Consider the following 13,183-nt stretch of genomic DNA (forward strand, 5'->3'; position numbering starts at 1 on the left):
GTCGACCCTGATCGGGCGGCTGCTGTACGACACGAAGTCGTTGTTCACCGACCAGTTGGCCGCGGTGGAGGCGGTCAGCGCGGCCCGGGGCGACGAGTACACCAACCTGGCGTTGCTCACCGACGGTCTGCGGGCCGAGCGGGAACAGGGCATCACCATCGACGTGGCGTACCGGTACTTCGCCACGCCCCGGCGCAAGTTCATCATCGCCGACACCCCCGGGCACACCCAGTACACCCGCAACATGGTCACCGGCGCGTCCACCGCCGACCTCACCCTGGTCCTGGTGGACGCCCGCAAGGGGCTGGTGGAGCAGTCGCGGCGGCACGCGTTCCTGTGCTCGCTGCTGCGGGTGCCGCACCTGGTGCTGTGCGTCAACAAGATGGACCTGGTCGACTTCTCCCAGGAGGTCTTCGAACGCATCGCCGACGAGTTCACCGCCTTCGCGGCGAAACTCGACGTGCCCGACCTCGCGGTGATCCCGGTGTCGGCGCTCCAGGGTGACAACATCGCCACCCGGTCGGAGAACATGCCCTGGTACGAGGGGCCGTCGCTGCTGCACCACCTGGAGCACGTGCACATCGCCTCGGACCGCAACCTGGTCGACGTCCGGTTCCCGGTGCAGTACGTGATCCGCCCGCAGTCGACCACGGTCACCGACTACCGGGGCTACGCCGGGCAGGTCGCCTCCGGCGTGCTCAAGCCCGGCGACGAGGTGATGGTCCTGCCCTCGGGGTTCACCAGCCGGATCGCCGCCATCGACACCGCCGACGGCCCCGTCGACGAGGCGTTCCCCCCGATGTCGGTCACCGTCCGCCTCGACGACGAGATCGACGTCTCCCGGGGCGACATGATCTGCCGGCCGAACAACACGCCCACCGTCGCCCAGGACATCGAGGCGATGGTCTGCTGGATGGACGAGACCCGCCCGCTGGAGATCGGCGGCCGGTACGTCGTCAAGCACACCACCCGTTCGGCGCGTGCCATCGTCCGCGAGCTGCACTACCGGCTCGACATCAACACCCTGCACCGGGACGAGACCAGCACCGCGCTCGCGCTCAACGAGATCGGCCGGATCAGACTGCGCACCACCGTGCCGTTGCTGGTGGACGACTACCACCGCAACCGCACCACTGGCGGTTTCGTCATCATCGACGAGACCACCAACCGCACCGTGGGCGCCGGGATGGTCATCCAGCGGGACTGACCCGACGCTCCGCATCGGCCGGCCCGGCACCCTCCCCCGCCGGGCCGGCCGAACCCCGTCAGGACCGGTCGGTGCCCGGCGGGCCGAACCAGCGGGCGAGCGCGGCGGTCAACCCGTCAGCGTCCGGCACGTCCGGCGGGGACTGCCAGGCTACGTAGCAGTCCGGGCGCAGCAGCAGCGCGGTCGGCATGGCGTCGCCGGGCGCGTCGGCCGTCGCGCCGTCCGACGTGAACCGTCCGGTGAGCACGTCGACCCGGTCCCGCCACGGCCCGGCCGCCCCGGCGTGCACACCGGTGGGGTCGAGCAGCAGCGGCCGGGCGGTCCGGGTCAGCTCGGCCAGCCGGACCGGGCCGGCGTCGGTGTGCCACACCAGGTCGGGGGCGAAACGGCCGACCAGCGACCCGTCCGCGGCACCCATCGGGTAGCGGACGTCCGCCCCGGCCAGCAGGGCGGCGACGTGGGCCGCGTTCTCCGGCCGGTCGAGCAGTTCACCGAGGAGCACCCGCAGCGCGGTGACCTCGCTGCCGGGGGCGATCAGCGCCGACTGGGCCTGGGTGGACATGGTGACCCGCTGCGCGGCCGGCCGGCGTTCCGCCTCGTAGGAGTCCAGCAGCCCGGCCGGGGCCCGGCCGTGCACCTGGGCGGCCAGCTTCCAGCCCAGGTTCACCGCGTCCTGGAGGCCGAGGTTGAGTCCGGGCCCGCCGATCGCCGAGTGCACGTGGGCGGCGTCGCCGAGCAGCAGCACCCGGCCGGCGCGGTACCGCTCGGCGAGCCGGGTGTTGCCACCCACCAGGCGGCGCAGCAGGTGCGGCCCGGGGCCGGCCGGCGGGTCGATCGGCACGTCGACCCCGAGCACCCGGGCGACGCTGGCCCGCAACTCGGCGAGGGTCGGCGGCCCGTCGAACCGCGTCGACTCGGGCCACTCGATCGTGCTGAGGCCCGCCGGACGCCCGGTGAAGGGGGCCCACGCGATCAGTCCCCGTTCGGTACGGGTGTGCTGGAACGGTGCGACGGTGCCGTACCCGGGGATCACGAGGCCGCCGGTCGCCGCGTCGATCAGCTCCGCGGGCAGGCTGACCTGGGCGGTACGGGAGACGGTGCGGTCCGTCGACACGCCGGGGAAGCCGATCCCGGCCAGCCGGCGGACGATGCTGTGTCCGCCGTCCGCGCCGACCAGGTAACGGCAGCGCAGGGTCGTGCCGTCGGAGAACGTCACGCGTACGTCGTCGACCTCCTGGGTCAGCCCGGTCACCTCGTGCCCCCGGCGGACCTGTACGCCCAGTTCGGCGGCCCGTTCGGCGAGTACCCGTTCCAGGTGCCGCTGCGGGGCCTGGAGCAGGTACAGCGGGTTGTCCGGCACAGCCCGCAGGTCCAGCGGCAGCGCGCCGAAGACGAACCCGGGCGCGGGCTGCGGCGGTGCCGGGTCGTCGACGAGGCGGTGGTGCAGGCCCCGCCGGTCGATCATCCGGACCACCTGCCCGACCAGCCCGTTGGCACGCTGCTCGGTGGTGGGTGCCGGCAGCCGCTCGCACACGACGGGTCGGACGCCGGCCAGGGCCAGTTCGGTGGCGAGCAGGAGGCCGTTCGGGCCGGCGCCGACGATCACGACATCGATCATCGCAAGATCCTTTCCAGGGTGGGGTGGATCCGCTCGCCAGCGGCGGCGGACCGTGGGCAGGACAGGACACCCCCCGACGGGGGCGAGGGTGGACGTGGTGGGCCGGGCGTGGGCGATTCAGCGCGGCGGTCGTCGCGGTGCGCGGATGAGGCAGGCGGCGCGGTCGGGCCGGCCAGCCGGCCAGCCGGCGCACGGTCAGGGATGCACGGTCAGCGGCGGCACGGGAAGCGGGCGGGGACGGGAACATGGCAGGGACACGGCCGGGGCGACGCAGGGGACGTGGTCATCGCGGCGTGGGCGCCGGCAGGCCGGCGGCGAGTTGGGCCAGCGCGTCGGGGAGCAACCGCTGCATCGGAACGGGCGGATCGGCACGCAGGTAGTGCCGGATCGCCGCGTTCACGGCGGCGGTCACGCTGGCCGCCACGAGGTGGGGGTAGAGGTCGCGGTCGGGGTCGGTGCCGGTGCGTTCGGCGACGGCCGCGGCCAGGTCGGCCTCGGCGATCGCGCCCGCGCGCAGCATCTCGCCCTGCAACGCCGGTTCGGCCAGCATCACCGCGAGCCCCTCGACCCACTCGGCGTGTGGGTGAGGCGGCGACTCGGTGACCTCGGGGCCGGGGGCGAATCGGGTCAGCGTCGCCACGATCAGCGCCGGCCAGAGGGGTTCGTCGGCCGGCCGTCGGCGCAGTTCCTCGGCCACCTGCCGGCTGCGGTCGAGGTGGCGGAAGGCGATCGCCTCGGCCTTGCTGGAGAAGTAGTTGTTGAACGTACGCGGAGACACGCCTACAGCCTGGGCGATGTCCTCCACCAGGACGTTGTCGAAGCCCCGGGCGACGGTCAGCCGGATGGCCGCCCAGCTCAGCGCCGCCCGCGTCTCGGCCTTCTTGCGCGCCCGTAGCCCGCTCACCCACCCAGCATAACCAAAAGTGCGCGACACGCAATATTACGTGTCACGCAGCTTTGGCTTCCGGCCCGGCGGTGTTTGTCCTATGGGAAGCAGGGGTCGCCCCCACCCGCCCCCCGAAAGCCGGACGGGCCCCGGCCGATCGGCCGGGGCCCGCACAGCGGGGTCGGATCAGGAGAGGTCGAACCGGTCCAGCTCCATGACCTTCGTCCAGGCCGCCACGAAGTCGGTCACGAACTTGGCGCCCGCGTCCTGGCTGGCGTAGACCTCGGCGAGGGCGCGCAGCTGGGAGTTGGACCCGAAGATGAGGTCGACCGCGGTGGCGGTCCACTTCACCTCGTCGGTGGCCAGGTCCCGGATCTCGTAGACGTGCTCCTCGGACTCCGACGCCTTCCACCGGGTGCCCGGGGACAGCAGGTTGGCGAAGAAGTCGTTGCTGAGCACGCCCGGCCGGTCGGTGAGCACGCCGTGCGTCGTGCCGCCCACGTTGTTGCCGAGGGCCCGCAGGCCGCCGACGAGGACGGTCATCTCCGGCGCGGTCAGGTTGAGCATGTACGCCCGGTCGACGAGCAGCACCTCCGGCTGGGTCTTCTCACCCGGACGCAGGTAGTTGCGGAACCCGTCGGCGCGCGGCTCCAGCACGGCGAACGACTCGACGTCGGTCTGCTCCTGGCTGGCGTCGGTGCGACCCGGCCGGAACGGCACGGTCACCTCGACACCCGCGGCACCGGCGGCCTGCTCGACGGCGGCCGAGCCGGCCAGCACGATCAGGTCAGCGAGGGAGATCTTCGCCCCACCGGCGTCGTTGAACTCGCGCTGGATGCCCTCCAGGGTCGCCAGCACCGTGGCGAGCTGCTCGGGCTGGTTGACCTCCCAGCTGCGCTGCGGTTCGAGGCGGATCCGCGCGCCGTTGGCGCCACCGCGCTTGTCGGTGTGCCGGAAGCTCGCGGCGGAGGCCCAGGCGGTGCTGACCAGCTGCGCGGTGGTCAGGCCGGAGTCGAGCACCTTCGCCTTGAGCGCGGCGACGTCGGCGTCGGACACCAGCTCGTGGTCGACGGCCGGCACCGGGTCCTGCCAGAGCTGCGGCTCGGCGACCCAGGGGCCGAGGAAGCGGCTGACCGGACCCATGTCGCGGTGCAGCAGCTTGTACCAGGCCTTGGCGAACGCCAGGGCGAACTCGTCGGGGTGCTCCAGGAAGCGCCGCGAGATCTTCTCGTACGCCGGGTCGACGCGCAGCGACAGGTCGGTGGTGAGCATCGTCGGCTTGTGCTTCTTGGCCGGGTCGTGGGCGTCCGGGATGATCGCCTCGGCGTCCTTGGCGACCCACTGCTTGGCCCCGCCGGGGCTGGTGCTCAGCTCCCACTCGTAGCCGAAGAGGATCTCGAAGAAGCGGTTGCTCCACTGCGTCGGCCGGTCGGTCCAGGTGACCTCCAGACCGCTGGTGATGGTGTCGCCGCCCTTGCCGCTGCCGTGGGTGCTCAGCCAGCCCAGGCCCTGCGCCTCCAGCGGGGCGCCCTCGGGCTCGGGGCCGACGTGGTCGTCGGCGACGCCCGCGCCGTGGGTCTTGCCGAAGGTGTGGCCGCCGGCGATGAGGGCGACGGTCTCCTCGTCGTTCATCGCCATCCGGCGGAAGGTCTCCCGGATGAAGTGCGCCGCCGCGAGCGGGTCGGCGTTGCCGCGCGGGCCCTCCGGGTTGACGTAGATGAGGCCCATCTCGGTCGCCCCGACGCCGGCCGACATCTCGGTCTCCGAGGCGTAGCGCTCGTCGCCGAGCCAGGTGTCCTCCGGACCCCAGAAGATCTCCTCGGGCTCCCAGACGTCCGGCCGGCCGAAGCCGAAGCCGAAGGTCGTGAAGCCCATCGACTCCAGGGCCACGTTGCCGGCGAGCACGAGCAGGTCGGCCCAGGAGATCTGCTGGCCGTACTTCTGCTTGACCGGCCAGAGCAGCCGGCGGGCCTTGTCCAGGTTGGCGTTGTCCGGCCAGCTGTTCAGCGGCGCGAACCGCTGTCCGCCGTCGCCGGCGCCACCACGGCCGTCCTCGATCCGGTACGTGCCGGCGGCGTGCCAGCTCATCCGGATCATCAGGCCGCCGTAGTGGCCGAAGTCGGCCGGCCACCAGTCCTGCGAGGTGGTGAGCACCTCGGTGATGTCCCGCTTGAGGGCCTCGACGTCGAGCTTGGCGAACTCCCGGGCGTAGCTGAAGTCCTCCCCCAGCGGGTTGCCCTTGGCCGAGTGGGCGTGCAGGACCGAGAGGTCGAGCTGGTTGGGCCACCAGTCCCGGTTGGTACGCGGACGCCCGCCGGTCTTCGGCGTCGGCGAGTCGATCGCCGGGTTCTCGCTCTCGCTGCCCTGCGCGGTGACCGAGTCGTGCGCGACCGGGCAGCCGGCCGCCGCCTTCTGGTCCACGCCCTGCGCGCTGGCGGGGGCGTTGTCCTGGGTGTCGCTCATGTACTTCCTTCCGAACTGGTGGATCACTGGGAGATGCGGTCGGCCGCGCAGTCGGGGCAGGTGCCCCAGTAGACGACCTCCGCCTCGTCGACCACGAAACCGTGGTCGTCGGAGGCGGTGAGGCACGGAACGTGACCGACGGCGCAGTCGACGTCGGCGATCACACCGCAGGAACGGCAGACGACGTGGTGGTGGTTGTCCCCCACCCGCGCCTCGTAACGCGCGGTGGACCGGCCCGGCTGGATGCGGCGCACCAGGCCGGCCTCGGTGAGCGCCCGCAGCACGTCGTAGACCGCCTGGTGGGAAACCGTTGGCAGGTCGGCCCGGACCAGCGCGATCACCGTGTCGGTGTCGACGTGCGGATGGTCCCGCAGCGCGGCGAGCACGGCGAGTCGGGGCCGGGTCACGCGCAGCGAGGCCGCCCGTAACTGTGCCTCGAGCTCGGCCGTCATGGGTCGACCCTAGCCCGCTGTTCTGGAGCAAATCAAGTTTACGGCCGGCGTGGCGGCGGACATCCCTCCCCTGGGTGACGCATGACTCACCCGGCGCGACCGGATGGTGACGGGAGTGGGCGGGTGGGCTCAGCGGCGGCGGGGTGGCGCGGTGCTGCCCCGCACCACCAGCGACGTGCCGAGCTCGTACCGGTCCTGCGCCAGCGGCTGGCCGTCGGCCAGGGCCAGCGCCAGCCGGGCGGCGGTGGCCCCGATCTCCCCGAACGGCTGCCGCACCGTGGTCAGCGGCGGTGCCAGCCAGGCCGCCTCGTCGACGTCGTCGAAGCCGACGACGCTGAGGTCGTCGGGAATCCGCAGGCCGGCCTCCCGGGCCGCCGCGTAGACACCCAGCGCCTGAAGGTCGTTGCCGCAGACCACGGCGGTGGGCGGCGCGGGCCCGGCGAGCAGCTCGCCACCGAGCCGCAGGCCGTCCTCGAAGGCGAACACGCCGCTGCGTTCGAGGCGCTCGTCGAACGGTACGCCCGCATAGTCAAGCGCGGCCCGGAAGCCGTCGCGGCGGGCCCGCGCCGACAGGTCCCGGACCGGGCCGGTGAGCACGCCGATCCGCCGGTGGCCGAGGTCGACGAGATGGCGGGTGGCCGACAGCGCCCCGCTCCAGTTGCCCGACCCGACGACGGGGACGGGGAACAGGTTGTCGGCCGGGTCGACGGCCACCAGCGGTATGCCGGCGGCGGCGAAGCTCGTCCCGTCTTCGGCGGTCACCAGGGAGAAGACCGTGATCACGGCGGCCGGTTGGCGCAGCTGCACCGCCTGCGCCCAGGGCTGCCCGGCCCGCAGCCAGTGCCGTACGTCGGTGAAGCCGACCGTGTGGTCCCGGGGGCCGGCGATCTCCTGGACGCCGCGCAGGATCGGCATGGCGATCGAGGAGAGCATCTGGTGGAAGACCACCTCGATGCAGGGCGTGAAGCTTCCGGCCGGCCGGCGACGGTAGCCGTGGTCACGTAGCAACGCCTCCACCCGCTGCCGGGTCTGCTCACCCACCCCCCGGCGGCCGTTGAGCACCTTGGAGACCGTCGGCGGGGACACCCCGGCGAGTTCGGCGATCGTGGCGAGGGGCAGGTCGCCGCGCCGGGGCTTGCGGGAGCGGCGACGTCGACCTTCCTCGATCACGCAGGGAAGTCTACGTGTCCCGGCGTCCCGACCCGGCGCACCGGCGAGGGCCCCGACCGGACCGGCTCCCGCTCAGTGCGGCGGTGCCGCCGGGCGGTGGCTGAACCAGTCGAACGCCGCGCTGCCCCCGGTGACGTACATGCCGATAACCCGGCCGGTGAACCCGGCGGCGACCTCGGTGGACAGGTAGCGCCCGTCGAGTTCGGCCAGTACGACGGGGCCGGCCGGGCCGGCCACCTCGAAGGTGACCATGTCGCAGCCGGCCGCGCGTACCCCCCGGGGCGCGGTCCGGGCCGCCAGCTCGGCGGCGGAGGTCACGGTCGGCGGGTAGAGGTCGTGGGTACGGGTGGCGACCGTCAGCACCAGCGGGCCGTCCGGGACGGCATGGGTGGCGAAGACCTGCCGGAACGGCCCGACCCGGCCGATCACCCGGACGGTGCCGGCCCGAACCTCCAGGTCGTAGTGGTGCGCCTCGTCGATGCGGATGGTGAGCCCGGCGACACCGGTGCCCGGGTCCACCCGGACGCTGGTGCGGCTGTCGTGGTACCGCTGCCGCAGCGCCACGATCGTCGCACCGGCGAGGTCGAGGGTCGCGCCCACGGCGTGCAGGGTGAGCCAGCCCGGCCTGGCGGTCAGCGACCAGCAGTCGTCCGGGCGGCTGCGGGGCGAGATCCACTCGGGCGCGAGGACGGCCGCGTCGAAGTCGTCGTGGAAGGCGTCCGGCCCGGCCGGGGCGGCACCGGCCGGGGGGCTGCCGGGAGGCGCGGCGGTGACCTCCCGGACCGGGTCGACGACCGGCCAGCCGTCGACCCAGCGCACCGGCGCGAGGAAGGTCTCCCGGCCGAGGACGTGGTAGGGCGGCCACTGGCCCCGGGCCCGGATGCCGAGCAGGACCAGCCACCAGCTGCCGTCGAGCGCCTGGACCAGGTCGCCGTGCCCGGTGGCCTGCACCGGAAGGTCGGTGCCCCGGTGGGTGAGGATCGGGTTGGCCGGCGCGGGGGTGAACGGGCCACGCGGGCTGCGGGAGCGGGCGACCGAGACGGCGTGGCCGGTGTGCGTGCCGCCCTCGGAGAGCAGCAGGTACCACCAGCCGTCGATCCGGTAGAGGTGCGGGGCCTCCGGGTACTGGCCGCCGGTGCCCGACCACAGCGGGATCGGCCCCTCCAGCACCCGACCGCCCTCCGGGTCGATCCGGTAGGCGTCCACGCCGGAGGTGGTCAGCCAGCAGGTGCCGTCGTCGTCCCAGGCCAGCGAGGGGTCGACGTGCGGCAGGTCGAGGTAGACCGGGTCGGACCAGGGGCCGGTGGGTTCCGGCGCGGTGACGATGAGGTGCCGGCCCAGGCTGACGTTGGTGGTGACCAGCCAGAACCGGCCGTCGTGGTGGCGCAGGGTGGGCGCGAAGATGCCCCGGGACGCCTCGGTGTCGGCGGGCAGCGCCAGCTGGCCGGGACGGTCCAGGATGTTGCCGATCTGCCGCCAGGTGACCAGGTCGCGGCTGTGCAGCAGGGGTACGCCCGGGAAGTACTCGAAGCTGGAGCAGACCAGGTAGTAGTCCGCGCCGACCCGGCAGACGCTCGGGTCGGGGTGGAATCCGGGGACGACCGGGTTGCGGTAGGACGCTCCGGTGGACACCGCGCGGCACCTCCTCGACGGCACAGGCACAGACACGATGGACGACGCCGGGGCGGGTTGCCGCGCCCAGAAATGTTTGCGATAACATTTCGCAAACCCGGATGCTACGGAAAGCCGTCCGCCGATTCAAGGGCGGCGCCGCCGCCCAGGGTCGCGCGGACGTTGCGCCCCGTGGCCAGGCACCGCCGGAGAACCGGTCCTGAGCTGGCATCCCGCCCGCACACCCGAACTAGGACGGCGGCCCGTCGGACCATTCCGGACGCCCGCCGGCAACCACCCGGGGCAGCCGACGGGCGACGACGCGGACCTCCGGACCGGGCCAGGAACATTCGCGCAACATGGCCGTCATATCTTGACGGAGCCCAAGGAATCCACGAGAGTCCATATGTGGCGAGATGGTGCGCCGCCGGGAGCTCGACGCGCCGTCACGGTAATCATGGATGCCGACGTCAGGGCGCGACGGGCCGCGCCTGTTAGCGATAACAGCAGGGTTTCCGCTGCGGCCGACCGGAACACCGGTCCGGGCCGGGTGGCGGTCGACCGTGTCCCCGGCACCGGGTCCACGGCGGCGGCCGCCAGTGCCGCCCTCCCCCATCCGTACCCGGCTCTGATCCGCACCCCTGGGAGAGAACATGTCTGAAGTGACCCGAAGGAACGTCCTCAAGGCCGGAGCGGTGGGGGCCGGCGCCGCGCTGGTCCCGGTCGCCTGGTCCGCCACCGCCCGCGCCGGTTCGGCCGCACCACCGCAGGTGCTGGCCGCGAACGACCTGGCCCTGTGGTACGACGAAGGGGCCGGCACCGACTGGTTGCGCGCGCTGCCGATCGGTAACGGCCGGCTCGGCGCGATGGTGTTCGGCAACGTCGACACCGAACGCCTCCAGCTCAACGAGGACACCGTCTGGGCCGGCGGCCCGTACGACTCGGCCAACACCCGGGGCGCGGCCAACCTGGCCGAGATCCGACGGCGGGTCTTCGCCGACCAGTGGACCTCGGCGCAGGACCTGATCAACCAGACGATGATGGGCAACCCGGGCGGTCAGCTCGCGTACCAGACGGTGGGCAACCTGCGGCTGGCCTTCGGCTCGGCCAGCGGGGTCAGCCAGTACGTCCGGACCCTCGACCTGACCACCGCCACGGTGACCACGACCTACGTGCTCAATGGCGTACGGCACCAGCGGGAGGTCTTCGCCAGCGCACCCGACCAGGTGATCGTGGTGCGGTTGACCGCCGACCGGGCCAACGCGATCACGTTCTCCGCCACGTTCGACAGTCCGCAGCGCACCACCGTGTCCAGCCCGGACTCCGCCACCATCGGGCTGGACGGCATCTCCGGCAGCCAGGAGGGGGTCACCGGCTCGGTGCGGTTCCTGGCCCTGGCCAACGCCGCCGCGACCGGGGGCACGGTCAGCAGCTCCGGCGGCACCCTGCGGGTCTCCGGGGCCACCAGCGTCACCATCCTGATCTCGATCGGCTCGAGCTACGTCAACTACCGCACCGTCAACGGCGACTACCAGGGCATCGCCCGCACCCGGCTCAACGCCGCCAAGGGTGTGGCCATCGAGCAGTTGCGCAGCCGGCACCTGGCCGACTACCAGGCGCTGTTCAACCGGGTGAACATCAACCTGGGTCGTACGGCCGCGGCCGACCAGCCCACCGACGTGCGGATCGCGCAGCACGCGAGCAGCAACGACCCGCAGTTCGCCGCGCTGCTGTTCCAGTTCGGCAGGTACCTGCTGATCTCGTCCTCGCGGCCGGGCACCCAGCCGGCGAACCTTCAGGGCATCTGGAACGACTCGCTGACGCCGTCCTGGGACTCGAAATACACCATCAACGCCAACCTGCCGATGAACTACTGGCCGGCCGACACCACCAACCTGTCCGAGTGTTTCCTGCCGGTGTTCGACATGGTCAAGGACCTGACGGTGACCGGTGCCCGGGTCGCCCAGGCGCAGTACGGCGCGGGTGGCTGGGTCACCCACCACAACACCGACGCCTGGCGGGGCGCGTCGGTGGTGGACGGGGCGCTGTGGGGCATGTGGCAGACCGGCGGCGCGTGGCTGGGCACGTTGATCTGGGACCACTACCTGTTCACCGGCGACCTGGGCTTCCTCCAGGCGAACTACCCGGCGCTCAAGGGTGCCGCCCAGTTCTTCCTCGACACGCTCGTCGCCCACCCGTCACTGGGCTACCTGGTGACGAACCCGTCGAACTCCCCGGAGCTGCCGCACCACTCGAACGCCAGCGTCTGCGCCGGCCCCACGATGGACAACCAGATCCTGCGGGACCTCTTCGACGCCGCCGCCCGTGCCAGCGAGATCCTGAATGTGGACAGCACGTTCCGGTCGCAGGTGCGTACCGCCAAGGACCGGCTCCCCCCGACCCGGGTCGGCTCGCGGGGCAACGTGCAGGAGTGGCTGGCCGACTGGGTGGAGACCGAGCGGAACCACCGGCACGTCTCCCACCTGTACGGCCTGCACCCCAGCAACCAGATCACCAAGCGGGGCACCCCGGCGCTGTACGAGGCCGCCCGCAAGACCCTGGAGCTGCGGGGCGACGACGGGACCGGCTGGTCGCTCGCCTGGAAGATCAATTTCTGGGCCCGGCTGGAGGACGGTGCCCGCGCCCACAAGCTGTTCAAGGACCTGGTGCGCACCGACCGGCTCGCGCCGAACATGTTCGACCTGCACCCGCCGTTCCAGATCGACGGCAACTTCGGCGCCACCTCCGGCATCGCCGAGATGCTGCTGCACAGCCACACCGGCGAGCTGAACGTGTTGCCCGCGCTGCCCAGCGCGTGGCCCACCGGGCAGGTCGCGGGCCTGCGCGGGCGCGGCGGCTACACCGTCGGCGTGGCGTGGAGCAGCGGGCAGCCCGACGAGATCGGCATCCGCGCCGACCGCGACGGCACGCTGCGGGTGCGGTCCCGGCTGTTCACCGGCAGCTTCACCATCACCGATGTCGCCGACGGCAGCGTGCCGGCCACCACCCGTCCGGAGACCGACGTCGTCCAGTTCGCCGTCCAGGCCGGGCACACCTACCGGGCGGCCCGGCCGGGCGTGACGCCGACCCCGACGCCGACCGCCACGCCCACCGCCACCCCCACGCCGACCCCGACGACGCCGGCGCCGACGACCCCGGTCCCGACGACGCCGGTGCCGACCACCAGCTCCCCCGCACCCTCGGGGGCGCGGGCGACGTACGCGGTGACGGGCTCGTGGTCGGGTGGCTTCCAGGCGGAGGTCACGGTGACCGCCGGCGCGACCGCGATCCGTGGTTGGACGGTGTCCTGGACGTTCCCCAACGGGCAGACCATCAGCCAGATCTGGGGCGGGTCACACACCCAGAGCGGCGCGAACGTGACGGTCCGCAACGTCGACTACAACGGGACGTTGGCCGCCGGTGCCTCCACCACGTTCGGCTTCATCGGCACGGTGAACGGCACCAACAACGCGCCGACGAACCTCACCTGCACCACCAGCTGACCGGCACCCACGATCCCCGAGTGAAACGGACGGAAGACCATGAGAAGACCATCTACCCGTAGCCGTCGGCTCCTGACCGCCGTGGCGGCGGGGCTGCTGCTGGTGGCGGGCCCGGCGGTGGCGCTGCGGACCTCCCCGGCACTGGCCCTCGACAATGGGGTGGCGCGGACGCCGCCGATGGGCTGGAACAGCTGGAACACCTTCGGCTGCAACATCAACGAAACCCTGATCCGGCAGATGACCGACGCCATGGTCAACACCGGCATGAAAGAC

At 72.4% G+C, this 13,183-nt stretch carries 8 protein-coding genes and 1 pseudogene; 3 read left to right on the forward strand and 6 right to left on the reverse strand.

Features of this window, described 5'->3' with window-relative positions:
- Positions 1–1,207: sulfate adenylyltransferase subunit 1 (locus JQN84_RS31035; RefSeq protein ID WP_204962143.1), on the forward strand; the 1,207-nt coding region annotated here is incomplete at its 5' end.
- A gap of 58 nt (positions 1,208–1,265) precedes the next feature.
- On the opposite strand, the gene JQN84_RS31040 is transcribed toward JQN84_RS31035, so the two are convergent.
- The 6 genes from JQN84_RS31040 to JQN84_RS31065 form a co-directional block, all read right to left on the reverse strand.
- Positions 1,266–2,825, reverse strand: coding sequence for an FAD-dependent monooxygenase (locus tag JQN84_RS31040; protein WP_204962144.1), 1,560 nt, complete (start codon positions 2,823–2,825; stop codon positions 1,266–1,268).
- A gap of 283 nt (positions 2,826–3,108) precedes the next feature.
- Positions 3,109–3,729: an acyl-CoA-like ligand-binding transcription factor gene (locus JQN84_RS31045; RefSeq protein ID WP_204962145.1), complete on the reverse strand. Its 621-nt coding sequence runs from the start codon at positions 3,727–3,729 to the stop codon at positions 3,109–3,111.
- A gap of 168 nt (positions 3,730–3,897) precedes the next feature.
- Positions 3,898–6,174 (reverse strand): catalase/peroxidase HPI, encoded by a 2,277-nt coding sequence (gene katG / locus JQN84_RS31050; RefSeq protein ID WP_204962146.1) that lies wholly within the window; start codon positions 6,172–6,174, stop codon positions 3,898–3,900.
- Between the two features lie 23 nt (positions 6,175–6,197).
- On the reverse strand, positions 6,198–6,626 hold the full coding sequence (locus tag JQN84_RS31055; RefSeq protein WP_204962147.1) for a Fur family transcriptional regulator: 429 nt from the start codon (positions 6,624–6,626) through the stop codon (positions 6,198–6,200).
- A gap of 129 nt (positions 6,627–6,755) precedes the next feature.
- Positions 6,756–7,796 (reverse strand): LacI family DNA-binding transcriptional regulator, encoded by a 1,041-nt coding sequence (locus JQN84_RS31060; RefSeq protein WP_204962148.1) that lies wholly within the window; start codon positions 7,794–7,796, stop codon positions 6,756–6,758.
- A gap of 72 nt (positions 7,797–7,868) precedes the next feature.
- Positions 7,869–9,428 (reverse strand): glycoside hydrolase family 43 protein, encoded by a 1,560-nt coding sequence (locus tag JQN84_RS31065; RefSeq protein ID WP_204962149.1) that lies wholly within the window; start codon positions 9,426–9,428, stop codon positions 7,869–7,871.
- Between the two features lie 632 nt (positions 9,429–10,060).
- On the opposite strand from JQN84_RS31065, the gene JQN84_RS31070 reads away from it, so the two are divergent.
- Both JQN84_RS31070 and JQN84_RS31075 read left to right on the forward strand, forming a co-directional pair.
- Complete coding sequence (locus JQN84_RS31070; RefSeq protein WP_204962150.1) at positions 10,061–12,910, forward strand: glycosyl hydrolase family 95 catalytic domain-containing protein; 2,850 nt, start codon at positions 10,061–10,063, stop codon at positions 12,908–12,910.
- Positions 12,911–12,949: 39 nt separating this feature from the next.
- Positions 12,950–13,183: pseudogene (locus JQN84_RS31075) on the forward strand (alpha-galactosidase); the annotation flags it as partial.

The organism is Micromonospora humidisoli (assembly GCF_016900955.1).
GTDB lineage: Bacteria > Actinomycetota > Actinomycetes > Mycobacteriales > Micromonosporaceae > Micromonospora > Micromonospora wenchangensis.